The sequence below is a fragment of the Nocardia sp. NPDC088792 genome (assembly GCF_044750615.1).
GTDB lineage: Bacteria > Actinomycetota > Actinomycetes > Mycobacteriales > Mycobacteriaceae > Nocardia.
The window spans coordinates 1,357,208-1,374,985 of the sequence record NZ_JBIVKC010000001.1 but is presented as its reverse complement, the minus strand read 5'-3'; the positions used below and the strand labels follow the sequence as shown (position 1 = coordinate 1,374,985).

The following is a 17,778-nucleotide window of genomic DNA, read 5'->3' as shown; positions in this document are numbered from 1 at the left end:
TGCGTTCGAGTTCGGTCAGGCCGGCCAGTTCGGCGAGAACCTCGACGCCCGGCCTGCCGGTCGAGTTTCGGCACTGTTCCCTTCCCGCTCATAGTCGCGATGCGAGCGCTTCGGAGCAGGCACGTACCCGCCCGGTTTACGCCGCACACCAACCCTGAACGGGTGTGCCACGATCGAGTCCATGAGTCCAGATGTGACCGCCGAAGCGATTGTCGCGGTATGGAAGTCGCGACTGGTCGATTCAGTTCGACGTGATCTTGTGCATCCTTCGCTTCAGTTCAGGTGTCGGCGTACTTCGGCGGCGAAGCCCGATACACCGGATCGGTCGAGGACGTCGAGCAGCACGGGCGGCAGTCCGCGAGACCTAGCGGGTGGCGGAGATTCGATGCCGTCGCAGTTACTCGGCGATACGTGCCCAGGCGTTCCGAACCGCGGTCAGCGCGACCTCGGCGGTGACGTCCAGCCGGGTCTGCCCGGCCAGTTGCGAATTCCAGTCGTCCTCGGCTGGTGCGCGATCGAACAATTCGGGGCTGGGGAGCCGGTTGGTGGGGCCGTATCGGCGGTACAGTGCGCCCGCGGCATCGTCGATCGCGCCGATGTTGTTCAGTGCCCACAGATCCCAGAGATCGCGGGACGCGCGACGGTCGTGCCATGTCGCGGTCTTTCCGGCGACAAAGGCCGGCAGCGTTGGCACGGACAGTTCGGCCGGTGGCACGTCGCGGTATCGCTGTTCGAGGCCACGAAGTTCGGTGGGCCATAACGTACGTCCGCGCGCGGACAGCAACTGGATCTTGACCGATATGCCGGATGCAGCGCGAAGACTGGCGGCACCGGTATCCGGGACGGCGCTGAGTGACGGCATCCATTCCAGTCGGCCGTAGCTCCGTGCGACCGCACGTGGCAGCGCGGCATCGAGTTCGGTCGCGAGGACCGTTCGATTGTCCAGTGCGACCAGATCGATGTCCTCGCTGAGCCTGCCGTTGACCAAATGTGTACGGGCGAGCGCGGTTCCGCCGATGAAATGCAGTCGGTCGCCGAACCGGCGGCTGATTGCCGCGAGCAGGTGGGAGATCAGATGGTCGCGCTCGACCTGCTCCGGGGATACACCGAATTGCGCTGCGACACTGTCATGTTCATCGCTCATCTCCCACCCAGCCTTCCGCGCGTCGAAGCGCCGCGCTCAGGCGCTGGTCCGCGGCGAGCTGGGCAAGTCTCGTCGAATCGCTGCGGCGGTAGAGCGTGGCGACCGCCGAACGAACCTCCGTCTCGGCGTTGCCCAGCTCCGGACGCCGGGCAAGATCGAGGACGGTCTGTTCCGGTGTGGTGACCAGTATCGGGCCCAGCGCCGATTCGATGCGCTCGGCGTCGAGAGCTTCGGTATCGCGGCGAACGAACCGAACGTGCGCGGGGCGGTCGGTCAGCGCGATCGGCCGGTGTTGAGCCGGAACCGCGACAACCGCCGTCGCCAGCGCGCGAGGTATCGCTCCGAGCACGCGCGCCGCGCTGACACCCATGACGACGGCCTGATCCACCCCGTAAATCGAGGACGCGATACCCGCGGCCGCCGCTTCCAACCCGGGCAGCCAGGTGCGGCCGATGTAGTCCGGCGGGACGATGATGTAGTAGCCGTGCGCGACACGGTGCAGCACGCCCCGATCCACCAGCCGCGCGACCTCTGGCCCCGGCTGGGCATAGATTTCGGCCAAGTCCTGCGGCCGCACAGTTCTCAGCGGCGCCCGCCAGAGTCGGCTGGGCAGCAAGGTGCTGTGCCGTTCGCTCACCACAACACCACCTCCCGAACAGTATGCATTTCATTGGCTATAACCCAATGAAATGCATAGTAATGCCTCTTGGCTTCGCCTTGCTGGTCCTTTAGCCGAAGGCCAGCTCCGAACTTGGACAGCATCTATCTGAGCATCTGGACGCTGACGACTGCAGGCGGTGCTTGCGAGCAGAGGTTGGTAGTCGAGACATCGAAAGATGCCGCACCGCGCTGGCCGCGCAGCGGTGGTGTGCCTGGCTGGCGGGCCAAACCCGCCTCCCGCTCTCCGCGCAGGAGACGCTCGAAATCGTATGTGCGTCAGGAGAACAGGGCGGTCGAGCAGGGCCTCGCTGGTTCTCGCCCTGGAAAGCTCGTGCCGGTTCACGCCGATCGTAAGGCCGGAACACCTCCCGAACAGCCGGTAGCGTGTGCCCGGTGATCGGGGCTGTGGTGTTCGATGTCGGCGAAACACTCGTCGACGAGACACGTGAGTATGGGACGTGGGCGGATTGGTTTGGCGTGCCGCGCCATACGTTCGTCTCTGTTTTCGGCGCCACGATCGCACAGGGCAAGGACTATCGCGAAGCCTTCCAGGTATTCCGACCCGGATTCGACCTCGCCAAGGAACGCGAGGCACGCGCGGCCGTTGGCCAGCCAGAGACCTACGGCGAGCAAGACCTCTACCCAGACGTACGGCAGGCATTGTCGAAGCTTCAGGGCATGGGGGTGTGGGTCGGGATCGTCGGCAACCAGACCTTGCGCTCCGGCGAGATCCTGCGCGGCCTCGGACTGCCCACCGATTTCGTTGCTACCTCGGACGATTGGGGTGTGGAGAAGCCGTCCACCGCGTTCTTCGAAAAGGTGGTCGAGGTCGCGCCCTGCGCGGCGAACGAGATCGTGTATGTCGGCGACCGGATCGAGAACGACATCGCACCGGCGAAAGCGATCGGTATGCGAACCGCCTATATCCAGCGCGGCCCGTGGGGCTGGATCCAGCGGGATATGCCGGAGATCGCGGAGCTGTCCGATTGGAAGATCCACGACCTCAACGAGTTGCCGGAAATCGCTGCAGCGGAGAACGGCTAGATCGTCAGCGACTTGATCATGTGCGCACTTGGGCAGTCGGCGTGCGCCAAGTTGACGACGAGTTCAGCGATCGATACCGCGGATCTCGAATGTGGCGAGACTGGGCGACCGTCGGTCAGGCGCGGCTGGCCAGACGATATCGACCGGAACTCCCTTGCTGCGGGCGAACTCGACTACCGTGCCGGTGCCGCCTTGCTCGCTGGGTTTGTCGTCCCGCATCGCGATGAGGCGGTCGCTCGATCCCACAAGAATTTCGTCGAGGTCTGACCGAGCCGCTAGTTCGCTGGGTCGACCGCCAGCCAGGGATGCTCGAGCAGTGCGGCCCACGCCTCTTCCCACGGGAATAGGTGCGATACACCCGCCCCGGTACCGGGTGCGTGCTGCTCTCCTGTGACCATGGTGACGCCCCACTCTGACAGTGAGTTGATGGCATTGCTGATGGCTGGGAAGCTGCGCAGGGCGGAGTTCACGGAAGGTACCGCCACGACCGGCATGCGTTTGCCGACCGCTTCCACCAACAGGCCGAGCGGCAAGGTGTCAGAGATGCCAGCCGCCCACTTGGCCAACGAGTTCGACGTGATCGGGGCGATGATCATCGCGTCGGCGGGCGGGAAAAGGTCCGGGGTGCCTGGGTCTTTGTATCGGCTGCGCACCGGGTGTCCGGTCTTGGTCTCCAACGCGTCGGCATCGATGAACCGGCTGCCCTCCGGGGATACGATCACGCAGACGTCCCAGCCGTCCGCTTGGGCGAGGTCCACGAGCTTGCCGATATCGCGGGCGGGCGGTGCCCCGGTGGCGATGGCGTACAGGACTGGTGCCCCTTGATCGTTCATGGCACCCATGGTGGGCCATCCGCGGATGCCGCACCAGTGCGAACGGGATAGTAGCCCGTCGTTAGATTCTGGTGCCGAGCCAGGCAGCGAAGCCGACGAGAGTATCGGTCCTGCGCCGCTCGAGCTGGGCGATAGCGTGCATGGTCTCCCGCACCCCGGGGTGCAGCCTGGTTTGCTGCGGCGCGTACCGGCGTGCCTTGTTCAACGCGGCGAGGGCCTTGTCGCCGTTCGTGATCATCACCCACGCCCGCGCGTTGTCCATGTAGTGGTGGCCGATCCGGGTCGGGGATTGAATATCGGCGGTGACCTGGAGATTCTGCCCCTCACGGGCTGCTTTGTTCGGGTCGCCTGCTTCCAATTCCACTGCGTGCGCATGGATTTCGACGTTGGACGGCCCGAACGCGGACATGTACAGGTCGGTTTCGCCTGTGCGCGTGGCGCATTCGCGGGCGGCGGTGATGTGGTCCATGGCCGTGGAGTAGTCGAGTCGTCCGGCTTCGTTGATCGCGGCCGCAAGATGGGATTGACCTGCCAATACGAGCCCGGCGTACGTGTCGTCGGCATGGCTGAGGCTGGATTCGACCAGGCTCGCAGCCACCTCCGATTCCCCGTATCCGGTGAGTAGACGCGCACGGGAAACCGCCGTGAAAGGCCCGTGATAGGGGTCGTCCCCCAACGCCGAATAGGTGTCAGCAAGATCGAGGGCCTGTGGCATTACCGAATACCAGCCGGTCCGGCGCAGCGATGAGGCCGCGACACGATAGCTCTGGGCGAGCTGGCTGTATGCCTTTGCTTGGGCTTGACCTGTGGTTTCGTGCACCAGCCCGTGAAATCGGCGGATGACGTCGGGCAGCACTTCGATCGCCTGGCGGGTGTTGTCGTCGCGGAAAAGTCGTTGTGCCGCAGTAAGATCGGCGTCCAGGGTGCCTTTCCGCGGTTCGATCGCGCGAGCATATCGCCCCTCCGCCAGCAGGACCGACATTCCATTGATGGCTTCCGACAACGGTTTCCCGTCATCGTAGGGTGTGCCCGTCAAGGCGTCCGGTGAGAGGCGGAGTGCTTTAGCGGTAGCGGCGATGAACCCGGCAGACGCCGGTTCACGGCCCTGTTCGACGGCTTTGAGCATGGCAAGGCTGTAGTGCATTCGCGCCACCAGTTGCCGTTGCGTCAGCCCGGCGATCTTGCGTTCGGTCGCTATCCGTTCACCCACGCCCATGCAGTCCAGGATATCGCCGCCCGCCATGGCGCGTCCCCGTTAAAAAGACCGGCGGACTAGCCCTTTCCTGTCCCTTGACGCCCTTGTATCCGGGTGATCGTGTTCTTGGCCCCGCCGTCCGGGATGACCGCGTGCTCCACACTCCGGAATGGCCCCGGCGACGGGTGCCCCACACCAAGGGCGACCCACGCGAGGGATAAAGGTGATGAGGCGCGAACCTACAGCTTTGGAATACATCAACGACTCGGTGAGCGAAGCGCCGCAATGGGATTCGGCCATCTGCCGCCGGTTGGCCCGCCGTCTCGGGTATCGGCTGATCCGGCCGGTCGACGACTCCGCGTTGAGCCTGGTCGATTACGTCCGGGAAGTCGACGTGGACGCGGTGATCGTGCCCAATATCGGGCATGTAGACGCGCTCACCTTGGACAGGCTGATGCACACGGTCGATGTGGAGGCCGCCGCACCTCGGGAGACGTTCGCCCGCTACTTGGGAGGGCGGCACGGATGCCCGGCGTGACTCCGTTGACCATGCCTGACCTCGCTGTATTGGGTGCCTTGCACGCCGCCGGTGAGTCACTGTCGACCGGCGATATTGCCGCCGCCGTCGCGAAACCCGCGACCAGCAGCCCCGGCATGCACCTGACGATCAGCGCCGTATGTCGGATCACCGCACGGCTGCGGGCGCGGGAGCTGATCGCGCTGACTGATGGCGGTATCGGCCAGCGCTGGTATCTCACCCAGCGCGGCCGGGCCGTATGGGCCAGCAAGGGAAGCAGGTTCACCCTGTGAACTTCCACCCGAGCGGGTGGGGGACAAGAGAATATTGAGGGAATTACCATGCTACGCAATGCTTCTCGTTTGGGAACGTTCATGTCCAGTGCAGCCGCCGTGCTCGCGATCGGCGTCGCGGTCGCCGCCGCTGGCAGCACCTACGGTGACAAAGACTGGTGTGATGCCCAAGACAAATGGCACGCCGAGCAGTGCTATGAGGCGTACGCCTATCAGAGCCCCAGCCAGGCGAAGTGCCTGCAAGCGACTACATCGTGGCTGGCGTCGTGCTATAAGGGCGACTGTCCGATCTGGAACTCACCCTATGACGGCCAACCCTATTAAGGTGCCTGCCATGCCCCCAACATTTGATGGCGTCGGCGATTTCGGCGAACCGGTCGCCACCCGCGAACTCGTCTCCGAGGATGGCGGCCCTGTAGTCGTCGCTGTCGGTGCGCCACGCCCCGACCCCGCCCGGGACGGGATATGGCTGTGCCCGTGGCGGATCGACGGTATCGGCGAGAAGTGGTCCACCGGCAACCCTGGGCGCGGCACAGATTCGTGGCAGGCGCTCGAGTCGGCGATGACGATTGCGGTGGCGGCGTTGGAGGGTTCCGGGCATCCGACACGGCCAGCCTAGGCGCTGTACGGTGTGGCCACCTTTGGCCACACCTGGCCACAATTTCGGCGGACTGCACAAGATCCGCGATTCAAAGTGAGGCGTAACCCGCAGGTAGAAGCCGATTTACAGCCCACAGGCTAGTGCCTGCCCCCTGATTCGATTCCGGGCAGCTCCACTCGAAGAAGCCACTCACCCACCCGGGTGAGTGGCCTCAGCGGAGGTCGCGGTCGGGTCCGAGCGCTTGGTCCGAACAGCCTTATCAGCGGCAGAAGCGGATATTCGCGGCGTCATTCGAGAAACTCTGCGACGGCGGCCAGCCACGCCTCGGGCTGGTCGATGTGTGCCATGTGCCCGGCATCGTCGAGTGTTACCACGGTGGCGTTGGGTAGGCGGGCTGCCGCCTGCTCCGCCAGCATTGCGGGAAAGACCATGTCATAGCGGCCATGCAAAAGGAGGATCGGGATCTCCGAACGAACCAACGCCGACACCGCATCATCGAGTCGCGCCGATGGCAGTATTCCTGCGCGACGCGCCTGATCCCAATCGGCGGAAAACTGCACGGCACGAAGTCGTTTGAGGAGTTCGGGCAACGCCTCGGCCCGCCACACATTGGCGCGGGCACCGGCAAACGCCGCCGCACGGGTGCGTTCCGGCCCGCTGAGCGCTGGATCCGCCCAGACCGCCGTCTCTCGCGCTACGAGCACATCCCTTTCCGCCCAGCCGTCGTAGGCGTTGGTCGGCACTGCGACGATGCTGCTGGACGCGATGATCATGCGGCGTACCCGCTGCGGGTCAGCGACGGCCAGTCGCTGCGCTAGTAGACCGCCGAATGAAAAGCCCAATACGTCCGTGGTCGTGACGTCGAGACTGTCCAGGATCGTCAGCAGGTCAGCAACCACCAAGTCAGGGTGATAGCGATGGATCGGCAGCCCACGGGCAGAGTGGCCACAGCCCCGAAGATCTGGCAGCAGCAGTCTTTTCGAGTCGGCAAGTCGCTCGAGTGGTTGCCGGAGATAGCTGTGGTCCCAGTCGGGCCCACCATGGATAACCAACACCGGCGAGTGGTCAGCACTTCCTGCGCAGGCGGTGTACAGCTCGACCTCGCCGATCGTTCGATGTTCAATCCACACGTCGCACACCTCCCGAATGCACGATATGTCGGCAGAATAGTGCGTTGGGAAGCGCTGGCGGCCAACCGGTTTGGGCGGCCGACCAACGCGCGGGGGCCAGAAGCGTGCGTTTGCCGTTTCAGGTGTAGTCGGCGATTGCGGTGGCGACGGCTGTCGGGGCAAAGTGGTGGAGCCCGTGTCCGACTCCATCGAAGGTGTGGACCTTTCCGCCGGCCGACTCGATGAGCGTGACGTCGTCGTCTGAGGTCATCGTCATGACTGCCGGATCGCCCCGGAACAGGACGACCGGACCAGGTATAGCGGCCAGCCACCTGTTCGCCTGCACGAGAGACCCATACACCGCATCGCGATCGTCGAGCAGAGCGGCGATGAAGCTCGGATCATGGCGATGCAACGACTCCGCCATTCCACGCAGATAAAAATGGTCCGCCCCCAGGACCTCCGCGGTCGTTCGCCCGCCGAAGGGTTCGTCACCGAGTAGCTGCAGCAGTGTGTCTTCCGGCAGACCGCACCATTGCTGCCACTGCCGCATTCGATCAGTACTGAGTTCGAGACGCTCGTACATCTGCTCGGGGATCAGCGGCGTATCGCCGAGGACCAACCCGGCGAACAGCCCGGGCGTCGCACCGGCTGTGGCGAGTGTGGCTTGGCCGCCGTAGGAATGGCCGTACCACCATGCAGGACCACCGATCTCGTGTTCGGCCCACTCGGCCAGGGCAGCACCGACCGCATCCAGTCGGTACCGCCCCGGGGTCCATGAAGACTCGCCATGGCCCGGCAAATCGACCGTCCACCAGCGGAATTGAGGCAGCAAAGCAGACGTCAACGCCTCGCATAGTCGAGAGGAGCCCGAGCCGCCGTGAACAATGATCAGCGGTATATCTCCGCTACCTCCACTACGTGCGTGAATCACTGTGCCAGTCTCGCAGAAAACGCACGACATTCGGCTAGTTAGACACTTGCTGTCAGGATCAGGTCCCGGCCAGGATTTGATCCAGGTGCCCGGTGGGATGCTCCCTATATTCGGCTGCCCACCATCGGTATTGGTGTGGCTCTCTTCTGGCTTGCCTCCCATCGGGTGCCGTGCAGGGAGTGGCTGAAGAGGGGCTTGCCCCGATGCTCGAACTAGCGGTGCCCTCCCGCACGGACACCACTTGGTTCGTTGACGCGGGAGGTACGGCGATGACCGTCATCATCGGAATGGACCCACACAAACGCTCGGCCACCATCGAAGCCCTCGACCCGACCGGCAAGGTCCTGGCCACCGGCCGATACGGCACCGACAACGCCGGCTATGCGGAAATGCTCACTGCCGGAGAGCGATTCCCGGATCGGATCTGGGCGGTGGAAGGCTGCAATGGCATCGGCCGCCACCTCGCGCACCGTCTGGTCCACGACGGGGAAACCGTGATCGACGTGCCCGCGAAACTTTCTGCTCAGGTCCGTGTCTTCGCCACCGGCAACGGCCGCAAAACCGACACGGTCGATGCCCATTCCGTCGCCCTGGCCGCCTTGCATGCACCGAATCTGCGCCGGGTCGAAGCCGATCCGGAGTTGGTCGCATTGGGCATGCTCGCCGACCGCCGCGACGAGCTCGGGCGTTCGCGCACCGAAACCGTCTGTCGGCTGCACCGATTGCTTCTGGAACTGATTCCCGGTGGCGCCAAGACGTTCCTGTCGGCGCGTCAAGCCCGTGAGTTGATCGCCCAGATCACGCCGTCGGACGCGGCCGCGCAGGTCCGGCTGCGTCTGGTCGTGGAATTGATCGAGGACCTGGAAACGGTCGACCGCAAGACCAAAGCGGCGGACAAAGAACTGCGGCAGTTGGTCACCGACCGCGGGTCCACGCTGATGGACCTGCACGGGATCGGACCGTCCTCGGCGGCACGACTTCTGGCTGATACCGGCGATATTCGCCGGTTCCGCGACCGAGATCGGTTCGCGTCCTGGAACGGCACCGCACCCTTGGACGCGTCCTCGGGTGATCAACAGCGGCACCGGCTTTCGCGCGCCGGGAACCGCAAGATCAACCGGGTCCTGCACATTATGGCCATCGTCCAACTACGCAACCGCACACCAGGCCGGGTCTACTACGACGGCCGCAGAGCGGGCGGAAAGACCTCGATGGAAGCCCTGCGCGCACTCAAAAGACGACTCTCGAACGTGATCTACATGAGGATGCTCGCTGATCAGCGGCGCCGTGAATGGGCAGGCCCGGGAGGGCAATCGGGAACGACTACTGACTCCAGCGCGACCGGCTCCAACCCGCACACCGATCCTTCGGACAAGCCACATCCCGGACCCAACAAACAGGCTAACCCCACACCCACACCGATGTCTTGACATAGAGGGGTGCCAGAATAGTGCGTTCAGCAGGCGCGCCGGCAATACTGAGCCACGGTTCGCAAGTGCGATCGCTAGTCACCAGGCGCGATTGAGCTGGTCTCTTTCGGGCGGTAGCGCAGGACTGCGACGTCGTCGAGCACGGTGGCGTCGACGAATTCCAGGCGTCGGCGTGAGCCGCCGGGGTACTGGGCGGGGTTGACGAACCGCGGTGCGTCCGTCTGGCCGATCAGCAGAGGCGCTACCGCGTAGCGCAGCTCGTCGGCTAGCCCTTTGGAAAGGAAGGCTGTGTGGATGTGCGTCCCGCCTTCGACGATCAGGCGCTCGATCCCGCGCCGACCGAGATCGTCGAGCACACCTCGCCAGAATTCCGGCTCCGCCATAGCGATTACTCGGGCGACCTCGTTCAGTTGGTTGCCGATCTTCTCTGCGCCTTCGATGGTGGTGTATACCAGCGGTTTTCCTGCTTCGGTGTGATGGTGGAACATGCGTGCGGCCGGGTCGAGATCACCGGATCGGGTGACGGTTACCTTCAGCAGGTTGGCGGGCTTGCCCGCAGCAACTCGTGCGGCGCGGCGTTCGTCGCTGCGCAGCCACAGCCGTGGGTTGTCGCGGCGTACCGTCTCGGCTCCGATGAGGATGGCATCGCATTCGGCGCGCAGAGCGTCCACACCGTCGAAATCTCGGTCGTTGGACAGGTAGAGGCGTTCGGGGATGGTGTCGTCGATATAGCCGTCGAGGCTGACGGCGACGGAGAGCACTACGTATGGTCGAGCCAACCTTCCGCCTCCCAAGCGGTGAAGGCGTCGCGGAACTCGGCGACACCGGTTTGCTTGCTGTCGGGATCGATCATGCCCGACAGCTCACGGACCTTGTGCAGGATGCGAGTCGACCTCGTGCTGATACCGATCTCCAGGGCGGATCTCCCTGCCGCGGCGGCCGGCTCGATTTCGCCGGCGGCCATGTGCGAGACCGCGGTGCGGGCGAGGTAGACGCCCTTGTCGCGCGGGAAGCCCGGTTGCATCCGAGACATGGCATCGGCGAATTGTGTTGTGGCTCGCGCATGTTCGCCTGTCTCGGCGAAGGTGTGCGCCTGGTAGGCGTCGATGTATGAGTCGTCGAGGAACATGCCCCATTTCGGATCATCGGCGGCAATCGCCACGATCGCACGCGCGGCGTCGTAGGTACGGGCACTGTCTCGAGCAGCTCCCGCGAGTGCGAGCGCGTGCGCCCGGAATGTCAATGCGGCGGCGGAGAACAGCGAGTTGTGTGGAGCGCTGCGGTGCGCTGCGTCGGCGAGTTCCCCTGCCTCGTTCGCATCGCCCTGGTCGCAGGCGAGCTGGCTCATGCGAACCAGCGACAATCCGATGTAATAGTCGTCGGCGAGCTGGTGAGACCACTGCAGGGCCTTCGCAGCCCAGTGCTGCGCGTTCACGAAGTCGCGCTGGTCCTGGTATTGCCACGCAGCCGTTTCGGCGAACACGGCCTGCATCCGCAGAATCCCACGCGGGTCGCCGACCTTGCCACGCTTCAGCTCACCGAGCAGGGCCAGACTGTCGAGGACATGCGGCAACGTCCGGGCCGCGCCGTAGAGGTTGTCCGATTCGATCAGCGACATCCGCATCGTGTCGAAATGCGCGACATGATCGATCGAGGCGTCGGCCAACATCGACGCCAATGCCGTACTCCCGGAGGCGTTTCGGGCGAATGGGAGTGCTGTTGACGTTGCGGATCCGATCATTCCGGCCCCGATTCCGAGGACGAAACCGCGGCGTGACACGGTCGCCAACACCACCTCCCCTGTCAGAGTACGGCCCGATACGATCACGCAATCGTCCTCGTCAACACCGGATCCGGGTCGCCCGCTGAGGACCTGCCGCGGATCACGTTCGACAGTGGCAGTCTCATTCCGGATCGCCCAGAATCGCTGGACCGCAGCAACATCCGCAGCCCCGAGCTTCTGATCGAGGCGCTCGGCGTAGTCGGGCCTGAGCGTGATGTCTTCGAGTCGGCGTTCCCACTTCTTCACGGCGTCGTATGAGACGCCGATATAGGCCGCAAACTCTTCTTTGTTCATGCGCAGCGCGTCACGGAGAGCCTTCGTTTCGGCGCCTGTCCACCGCGGGCAAATGCTCACATCGGTTCCCTTGTGCCGGTAAGTGCACCGAGAGTACCCGCACAGTACCCAGCCGGTCACTTCTTTCGAGTGCTCCTGAGCAGGAGTGTAGGAGTTGCACTCGACGTCGGGACTGCGCCTGAGTCTCGGCATCGGGTGCACTCCAACACCTTTGGACGGACATGGAGCACACCCGACATGGAAATCATCGTTGCTCTCACCCTCGCCGCGCTGGTGGTGCTTTGCACCGCGCGAATCACACTGCCTGGTTCGGAACGCCACGACAAACCCCGACGGCCGACGGTTCACGACATACGGGCACGACTTGCCGCCGAACCGTCTCATACGTATGTCCCGATCAGCCGGGGGTGGTGACGATGGGGACGGAGAACCGAGCGCATCGTTTGCGCGTCGCGATCGACCGGTTGGGCGTCGATGCCGTAATCGTGCCCAGCACTGCGCATTTCGACGGCCATGACATACCGGCTGATCTGCTCGCGGTGGCGACGGTGATCACGGTGTCGCCGGGCAGCACGCCGGCTCGGACGCTGCGGCCGAGCTAGGGGTGCGCGATGTCCATTCATGGAGTATTGGCCGTCCTGAATGGTGAGCGACCGCGCGCCTGGCTGCAATACGAGGACGGCTCATGGCGCCGGTCGCCGAGAGCGGACGGGTAGGGCCGTCGATCACCGCCGATGATCTCCGCGCGGTCGCTCAGCACGATCTCGAAGCGCTCGAGGCGGCTGGATTCATCACCGAAGTCATCGACGTCGAGCCGCTGTCGGTCGTCGACGTCGAAGTTGGAAAGACGTCAAGTAAGCAGAAGGCCCAGGCGGGAGAAAACTCTCCGGCCTGGGCCTTTAGGGGTGGCTGACGGGACTCGAACCCGCGACACCCAGGATCACAACCTGGTGCTCTACCAGCTGAACTACAGCCACCATTGCCGGTAACTTCCGGCGCGGTAGAGCTTAACGTGTATCGGCTGTGAGTGCCTAATCGGCTGGTTGGGCCGGGTTTTCCGGGTGTTCGGCGGGGGCGGCCAGCTCGGCCGCTACGGCGGCGATCTCGGCGGTGGAGGGGCCGGGGGCGGGGACGAAGGCGGTGCGGCGGTAGTACTGGAGTTCGCGGATGGATTCCTTGATGTCCGCGAGGGCCCGGTGGGCCAGGCCCTTTTCGGGCTGGCCGAAGTAGATGCGGGGGTACCAGCGGCGGGCCAGTTCCTTGATGGAGCTGACGTCGATCATGCGGTAGTGCAGGTGCGCGTCCAGGGTCGGCATATCGCGGGCGATGAAACCGCGGTCGGTGGCGATGGAGTTGCCGGCCAGCGGAACGGTGCGCGGGGTGGGGACGTACTGCTTGATGTAGTCGAGGATCTGCTGTTCGGCCTCGGCGACGGTGACGGTGGAGCGGCGGACCTCGTCGGTGAGCCCGGAGCGGGCGTGCATATCGGTGACCACCGGCGGCATATCGGCCAGGGCGGCATCGTCGGCGTGGATCACGATGTCCACGCCGTCACCGAGAATATTGAGATCACTGTCGGTCACGAGGGCGGCCACCTCGATCAGCTTGTCGCTGTCGAGTCGTAGGCCGGTCATCTCGCAATCCATCCACACCACGTACTTGTCGCTCACCGTGGTCAGCGTAGACGCTCGGCCGCGTCGCATCGGCGCACCCGGCCGCGTCGGGCCTGCTTTCCGTAGCAACTGCGCAGTATCGTTGCCACATCCCCGCGCAAACAGAGCGGTCGGCATGTTGGCAAGGCAGTTCGCAGAGCAATCGTTCGCAGGCAGTCGCAGTTGGCAGAGCAGACGGAGGAAGCGCGATGACCACCCCGCAGGAGAAAGCAGCGGCGGCACGGAAGGCGGCGGAGGAGGCAGCGCGGATCGCCGCCGAGGCTGCGGCCGAAGCCGAGGCGGCCGAAGAGGAAGCCGCCGATCAGGAGGCGGCCGATAAGGCGCAGGCCGATGCCGCCGCGGCGCAGCAGGATTCGGGCAGCGCCGCCGGGGTCAAGGCCGCCGCCAAGAGCGGTACGAAATCAACTGCCGCAGAGGATAATTCAGGCGACAAGGCCGAAGCGGCCGCCCTGGAGATCGCGGCCGGGTACGCCATGGAAGGACTGGCGCTGGAACTGGGCACGGTCATCGTGGACGGCCAGGTGCATCCCGATGCGCGCGTGCGCATTCCGATGAAGACCATGAACCGGCACGGCCTGGTGGCCGGCGCGACCGGTACCGGTAAGACCAAGACCGTGCAGGGCATCGCCGAGCAACTCTCGGCCGCGGGCGTGCCGGTGGTGCTGGCCGATATCAAGGGCGACCTGTCGGGGCTGGCGCAGCCGGGCACCTCCAATGACAAACTGCTGGCCCGCGCCCAGGAGACCGGCGACCCGGACTGGAAACCGCAGGGCTATCCCTGCGAGTTCGTCTCCCTCGGCACCGAGGGCATCGGCATTCCGATCCGCGCCACCATCACCGCGTTCGGCCCGATCCTGCTGAGTAAGGCGCTGGGGCTCAACGAAACCCAGGAATCGACCCTCGGGCTGATCTTCCACTGGTCGGATCAGAACGGCTTCCCGCTGCTGGACCTCAAGGATCTGCGCGCGGTCATCCAGTTCCTCACCAGCCCGGAGGGTAAGGAGGATCTCAAGGGCATCGGTGGCGTGTCCGCGACCACCGCGGGAGTGATCCTGCGCGCGCTGGTCAATCTGGAGGCCGACGGCGGCGACACCTTCTTCGGTGAGCCGGAACTGGATCCGGCCGATCTCATGCGCACGGCGGGCGGGCAGGGCGTCATCACGCTGTTCGAGCTGGGCGCGCAGGCGTCGCGGCCGCAGATGTTCTCGACGTTCCTCATGTGGGTGCTGGCGGATCTGTTCCAGACCCTGCCCGAGGTCGGCGATATGGACAAACCCAAGCTGGTCTTCATCTTCGATGAGGCGCACCTGCTGTTCAACGGTGCGTCGAAGGCGTTCCTGAACCAGGTCGAGCAAACGGTGAAGCTGATCCGCTCGAAGGGCGTGGGCGTGTTCTTCTGCACCCAGTTGCCCACGGACATCCCGAATTCCGTGCTCTCCCAGCTGGGTGCGCGCGTGCAGCACGCATTGCGCGCGTTCACGCCGGAGGATCAGGCGGCGCTGTCCAAGACGGTCCGCACCTACCCGAAGACCGCCACCTACGATCTCGAAAAGGCTTTGACCTCACTGGGTATCGGTGAGGCCATCGTCACGGTGCTGTCGGAGAAGGGTGCGCCCACTCCGGTGGCGTGGGCGCGCATGCAGCCGCCGCGCTCGCTCATGGACACCATCGGGGACGACGGAATCCGCTCCCGCGCACAGCAATCCACGCTGTACGGCAAGTACGGGACCACCGTCGACCGGGATTCGGCGTACGAGATCCTGAACGACAAGCTGGCGGCGGCCGCGGATCAGCAGGCCGCCGAGGCGCCGGCGAAGCCCACACGGGCGGCGAAGCCCGTCCCGGAGGACGAGTCCATGGCCGAGAAGATCGTGAACAATCCGGCGTTCAAGAACTTCCTGCGGTCGGCCGCCACCGTTGCCGGGCGCGAGATCGGCCGCAGCCTCTTCGGCACCCGGAAACGGTAGCGGGCAACGCCGGGCGGGCTCAGTGCCCGATATCGCGGCACATGAGGTCTTCGATGGTTTCGCGGCGGACCAGTTCACGGCACTGGCCGTCGCGGACCGCGACGATGGGTGGCCGGCCGACGCCGTTGTAGGACGACGCCAGGCTGTGGTGATAGGCGCCGGTGCAGGGCATGGCCAGCACTTCGCCGGGCCGCAGGTCCACCGGCAGCCGCACATCGTGGGCCAGGATGTCACCGGCCTCGCAGTAGCGGCCGGCGATGGTGGCCGTCATATGCGGGCCGGACGGATGCCGGTTGGCCACGACCGCGTCGTAGCGGGCGCCGTAGAGGGCCACGCGCGGGTTGTCGCACATGCCGCCGTCGACGGTCACGTAGGTGTGCCCGCCCTCGACATGTTTGACCGACAGCACCCGGTACAGGGTGACGCCGGCCCGGGCCACGATGGCGCGGCCGGGTTCCAGGGCGATGCGCGGGCGCGGGAAGCCGTGCCGCTGGCAGGCGGCGTCGAGGGAGTCCTCGACGATGTCGGACAGTTCCGGCAGGTTCATTTCCGCGTCGCCGCTGCGGTACGCGACCGCGTGTCCGCCGCCGAGGTCCAGATCGGTCAGCGTGACGCCGAATTCGTCACGGATGCGGGCCATTTCGCCGACCATGCGGCGCACGGCCTCGCCGTAGGGGAAGGTGTCGTAGATCTGCGAGCCGATATGGCAGTGCAGGCCGGCGAGTTCCAGATTCGGTTGCCGCACAATGCGATCCACCGCCTCCTTGACCGCGGTGCTGCCGATCGGGAAGCCGAACTTCTGGTCGGTGACGCCGGTACGCACGGCAGGGTGCCCGTGCACGTCGATATCGGGGGTGACGCGCAGCAGTACCCGCTGCGGCCGTTCCGCCAGCGCGGACAGCAGGGTGATCTCGGTGAGCGAGTCGACCACGATGCGGCCGACCCCGGCATTGATCGCCTTTTCCAGTTCGCCGAACGGTTTGCCGTTGCCGTGCAGCACGATCTTCGCGGGATCCACGCCGGAGGCGAGTGCCACGGCGAGTTCGCCGGCGGAGCACACGTCGAGCGAGAGGCCCTCGGCGGCGATCCATTCGGCCACGGCGCGGGTCAGCAGTGCCTTGCCCGCATAGATGATCTCCGCCTCCGGGAACCACTTCTGGTAGGCCTGGCAGCGGCTGCGCACCTCGCCTTCGTCCAGTACATAGGTGGGTGTGCCGTACTGGTCGGCTATATCCGCGAGGGCCACGCCGCCGACGGTGATTCGCCCGTCGGCGTCGTAGTGGGTTTCACGCGGCCAGACCGTCGAGTCGAGGCGGGGAACGATGCCCCCCTCGCGCAGCGACGGAAATATCTCGAGCAGCGTCAAGGTGTCTCCCTGTAGGCGTCCCCGCTTTCTTTTATGCGGGGTCAATTCAGGAGTACGCCCGTACGGTAGCCGGTACACCCCTGGCTACGCGGCCTTGACGAGTGCGGGGGCGATCCTTACGCCTTGTTGACTCAGCTGCCCAGTTTCTTATAGGCAGCGCCCGCCACCACGGAGGTAATGGATCGAGGTCCGAACTGCCCCGCGATGCTCATACCCTTGCTGATCAGGCCCGGAACCACGCGCATCTTGTTGCGAGCGAGCGCGTCGATGGTGATTTTGGCGGTGTGAGCAGCGGTGACCCAGATGAACTCGGGGATCTTGCTGCCCATCTCCTCCTGGTCCGGATTGTCCGTACGGACCGGGCCGGGGGCCAGCAGGGTGACATTCACGCCGGTGCCCTTGAGTTCGCCCCGCAACGACTCGGAGAAGGTGTTGGTGAACGCCTTGCTGGCAGCGTAGGTGGTGTTGTTCGGGATCGGCATATTGCCCGCCGCCGAACCGGTGATCAGGATGCCGCCCGCGCGACGCTCCAGCATGCCCGGCAGTACGGCCAGCGAGAGATCGTGCACCGCAACGGCATTCAGTTCCATGATGGCCCGCTCGTAATCGAGATCGAGCTTGGCCAGCGGGCCGAAGGTGGCGACGCCGGCATTGTTGCAGAGGATGGCGATATCGCGGGCGGCCAGTTCCTTGGCCAGCGGCGCGCGCTGTTCGCGGTCGGACAGATCGACCGCGCGCACTTCGGCGGTGATGCCGTACCGGTCGGTCAGCCGCTGCGCCAGCTCGGTGAGGAGATCGCCGCGGCGGGCGACCAGGATCAGCGAGTAGCCGCGCGAGGCGAGTTCCTCGGCGAGAGCGGTTCCGATGCCCGAGGAGGCTCCGGTGACGACGGCGCGATTATCGGCTGTGGGTGCAGGCAGGCTCACGATTGCTGA

20 protein-coding genes and 1 tRNA gene are annotated in these 17,778 nt (G+C 65.1%); 9 read left to right on the top strand and 12 right to left on the bottom strand.

Translation table 11 applies throughout. From position 1 onward, the window contains the following. Positions 1-397 precede the first annotated feature (397 nt). A complete protein-coding gene (locus ACIP5Y_RS06735; RefSeq protein ID WP_400348203.1) occupies positions 398-1,144 on the bottom strand; it encodes a nucleotidyl transferase AbiEii/AbiGii toxin family protein in 747 nt (248 codons plus the stop codon). Continuing rightward, positions 1,134-1,781, bottom strand: coding sequence for a type IV toxin-antitoxin system AbiEi family antitoxin (locus ACIP5Y_RS06730; RefSeq protein WP_400348202.1), 648 nt, complete (start codon positions 1,779-1,781; stop codon positions 1,134-1,136). The genes ACIP5Y_RS06735 and ACIP5Y_RS06730 overlap by 11 nt, the downstream gene beginning before the upstream one ends. 416 nt (positions 1,782-2,197) lie before the next feature. Between ACIP5Y_RS06730 and ACIP5Y_RS06725 the strand changes: the two genes are divergently transcribed. Beyond that, a complete protein-coding gene (locus tag ACIP5Y_RS06725; RefSeq protein ID WP_400348201.1) occupies positions 2,198-2,848 on the top strand; it encodes an HAD family hydrolase in 651 nt (216 codons plus the stop codon). A gap of 275 nt (positions 2,849-3,123) precedes the next feature. Here ACIP5Y_RS06725 and ACIP5Y_RS06720 read toward each other — a convergent pair whose 3' ends face one another. After that, a complete protein-coding gene (locus ACIP5Y_RS06720) occupies positions 3,124-3,681 on the bottom strand; it encodes a flavoprotein (RefSeq protein WP_400348200.1) in 558 nt (185 codons plus the stop codon). A gap of 61 nt (positions 3,682-3,742) precedes the next feature. Then, positions 3,743-4,924 carry a helix-turn-helix domain-containing protein gene (locus ACIP5Y_RS06715; RefSeq protein WP_400348199.1) on the bottom strand — a complete coding sequence of 394 codons (1,182 nt, stop codon included), beginning with the start codon at positions 4,922-4,924 and terminating at the stop codon, positions 3,743-3,745. 178 nt (positions 4,925-5,102) lie between these two features. On the opposite strand from ACIP5Y_RS06715, the gene ACIP5Y_RS06710 reads away from it, so the two are divergent. From ACIP5Y_RS06710 to ACIP5Y_RS06695, 4 genes are all read left to right on the top strand, one after another. Next, positions 5,103-5,414: a hypothetical protein gene (locus ACIP5Y_RS06710; RefSeq protein WP_400348198.1), complete on the top strand. Its 312-nt coding sequence runs from the start codon at positions 5,103-5,105 to the stop codon at positions 5,412-5,414. Then, positions 5,411-5,686: a hypothetical protein gene (locus tag ACIP5Y_RS06705; RefSeq protein ID WP_400348197.1), complete on the top strand. Its 276-nt coding sequence runs from the start codon at positions 5,411-5,413 to the stop codon at positions 5,684-5,686. Before ACIP5Y_RS06710 ends, ACIP5Y_RS06705 begins: the two co-directional genes overlap by 4 nt. Before the next feature lie 81 nt (positions 5,687-5,767). Next, a complete protein-coding gene (locus ACIP5Y_RS06700; protein ID WP_400348196.1) occupies positions 5,768-6,010 on the top strand; it encodes a hypothetical protein in 243 nt (80 codons plus the stop codon). A gap of 10 nt (positions 6,011-6,020) precedes the next feature. Next, the gene (locus ACIP5Y_RS06695) at positions 6,021-6,305 is read left to right on the top strand and encodes a DUF6968 family protein (RefSeq protein WP_400348195.1); all 285 of its coding nucleotides are present in this window, start codon (positions 6,021-6,023) and stop codon (positions 6,303-6,305) included. Between the two features lie 269 nt (positions 6,306-6,574). On the opposite strand, the gene ACIP5Y_RS06690 is transcribed toward ACIP5Y_RS06695, so the two are convergent. Together ACIP5Y_RS06690 and ACIP5Y_RS06685 are read right to left on the bottom strand one after the other, a co-directional pair. After that, positions 6,575-7,417, bottom strand: coding sequence for an alpha/beta fold hydrolase (locus ACIP5Y_RS06690; protein ID WP_400348193.1), 843 nt, complete (start codon positions 7,415-7,417; stop codon positions 6,575-6,577). A 118-nt stretch (positions 7,418-7,535) separates the two neighbouring features. Beyond that, positions 7,536-8,360 carry an alpha/beta fold hydrolase gene (locus tag ACIP5Y_RS06685; RefSeq protein ID WP_400348191.1) on the bottom strand — a complete coding sequence of 275 codons (825 nt, stop codon included), beginning with the start codon at positions 8,358-8,360 and terminating at the stop codon, positions 7,536-7,538. Positions 8,361-8,599: 239 nt separating this feature from the next. On the opposite strand from ACIP5Y_RS06685, the gene ACIP5Y_RS06680 reads away from it, so the two are divergent. Then, positions 8,600-9,760 (top strand): IS110 family transposase, encoded by a 1,161-nt coding sequence (locus ACIP5Y_RS06680; RefSeq protein WP_400348190.1) that lies wholly within the window; start codon positions 8,600-8,602, stop codon positions 9,758-9,760. Positions 9,761-9,834: 74 nt separating this feature from the next. Here the strand turns inward: ACIP5Y_RS06680 and ACIP5Y_RS06675 are convergent, their stop codons facing one another. Further along, on the bottom strand, positions 9,835-10,539 hold the full coding sequence (locus tag ACIP5Y_RS06675) for a RibD family protein (RefSeq protein WP_400348189.1): 705 nt from the start codon (positions 10,537-10,539) through the stop codon (positions 9,835-9,837). Beyond that, complete coding sequence (locus tag ACIP5Y_RS06670) at positions 10,521-11,438, bottom strand: hypothetical protein (RefSeq protein ID WP_400348188.1); 918 nt, start codon at positions 11,436-11,438, stop codon at positions 10,521-10,523. The genes ACIP5Y_RS06675 and ACIP5Y_RS06670 overlap by 19 nt, the downstream gene beginning before the upstream one ends. Positions 11,439-12,253: 815 nt before the next feature. Here ACIP5Y_RS06670 and ACIP5Y_RS06665 point away from each other — a divergent pair. Next, positions 12,254-12,439, top strand: coding sequence for a hypothetical protein (locus ACIP5Y_RS06665; RefSeq protein WP_400348187.1), 186 nt, complete (start codon positions 12,254-12,256; stop codon positions 12,437-12,439). An 83-nt stretch (positions 12,440-12,522) separates the two neighbouring features. Beyond that, the gene (locus ACIP5Y_RS06660; protein WP_400348185.1) at positions 12,523-12,750 is read left to right on the top strand and encodes a hypothetical protein; all 228 of its coding nucleotides are present in this window, start codon (positions 12,523-12,525) and stop codon (positions 12,748-12,750) included. On the opposite strand, the gene ACIP5Y_RS06655 is transcribed toward ACIP5Y_RS06660, so the two are convergent. Further along, positions 12,742-12,814, bottom strand: a tRNA-His gene (locus ACIP5Y_RS06655). The two genes, ACIP5Y_RS06660 and ACIP5Y_RS06655, sit on opposite strands and share 9 nt — an antisense overlap. Positions 12,815-12,868: 54 nt before the next feature. After that, complete coding sequence (gene orn / locus ACIP5Y_RS06650) at positions 12,869-13,507, bottom strand: oligoribonuclease (RefSeq protein WP_400348183.1); 639 nt, start codon at positions 13,505-13,507, stop codon at positions 12,869-12,871. Positions 13,508-13,698: 191 nt separating this feature from the next. Between orn and ACIP5Y_RS06645 the strand changes: the two genes are divergently transcribed. Beyond that, positions 13,699-15,477 carry a helicase HerA-like domain-containing protein gene (locus tag ACIP5Y_RS06645; RefSeq protein ID WP_400348182.1) on the top strand — a complete coding sequence of 593 codons (1,779 nt, stop codon included), beginning with the start codon at positions 13,699-13,701 and terminating at the stop codon, positions 15,475-15,477. Positions 15,478-15,496: 19 nt separating this feature from the next. Here ACIP5Y_RS06645 and lysA read toward each other — a convergent pair whose 3' ends face one another. Together lysA and cmrA are read right to left on the bottom strand one after the other, a co-directional pair. After that, positions 15,497-16,843, bottom strand: coding sequence for a diaminopimelate decarboxylase (lysA, locus tag ACIP5Y_RS06640; RefSeq protein WP_400348181.1), 1,347 nt, complete (start codon positions 16,841-16,843; stop codon positions 15,497-15,499). Between the two features lie 131 nt (positions 16,844-16,974). Beyond that, complete coding sequence (gene cmrA, locus ACIP5Y_RS06635) at positions 16,975-17,769, bottom strand: mycolate reductase (RefSeq protein WP_400348180.1); 795 nt, start codon at positions 17,767-17,769, stop codon at positions 16,975-16,977. Positions 17,770-17,778 lie beyond the last annotated feature (9 nt).

Bases quoted from the DNA above. Each gene is read 5' to 3' on its own strand.
- ACIP5Y_RS06685 (WP_400348191.1), bottom strand. From the start codon at position 8,360: ATGTCGTGCGTTTTCTGCGAGACTGGCACAGTGATTCACGCACGTAGT.
- ACIP5Y_RS06715 (WP_400348199.1), bottom strand. From the start codon at position 4,924: ATGGCGGGCGGCGATATCCTGGACTGCATGGGCGTGGGTGAACGGATA.
- ACIP5Y_RS06680 (WP_400348190.1), top strand. From the start codon at position 8,600: ATGACCGTCATCATCGGAATGGACCCACACAAACGCTCGGCCACCATC.
- ACIP5Y_RS06710 (WP_400348198.1), top strand. From the start codon at position 5,103: ATGAGGCGCGAACCTACAGCTTTGGAATACATCAACGACTCGGTGAGC.
- ACIP5Y_RS06695 (WP_400348195.1), top strand. From the start codon at position 6,021: ATGCCCCCAACATTTGATGGCGTCGGCGATTTCGGCGAACCGGTCGCC.
- ACIP5Y_RS06735 (WP_400348203.1), bottom strand. From the start codon at position 1,144: ATGAGCGATGAACATGACAGTGTCGCAGCGCAATTCGGTGTATCCCCG.
- ACIP5Y_RS06645 (WP_400348182.1), top strand. From the start codon at position 13,699: ATGACCACCCCGCAGGAGAAAGCAGCGGCGGCACGGAAGGCGGCGGAG.
- ACIP5Y_RS06660 (WP_400348185.1), top strand. From the start codon at position 12,523: ATGGCGCCGGTCGCCGAGAGCGGACGGGTAGGGCCGTCGATCACCGCC.
- ACIP5Y_RS06665 (WP_400348187.1), top strand. From the start codon at position 12,254: ATGGGGACGGAGAACCGAGCGCATCGTTTGCGCGTCGCGATCGACCGG.
- ACIP5Y_RS06700 (WP_400348196.1), top strand. From the start codon at position 5,768: ATGTCCAGTGCAGCCGCCGTGCTCGCGATCGGCGTCGCGGTCGCCGCC.
- ACIP5Y_RS06720 (WP_400348200.1), bottom strand. From the start codon at position 3,681: ATGAACGATCAAGGGGCACCAGTCCTGTACGCCATCGCCACCGGGGCA.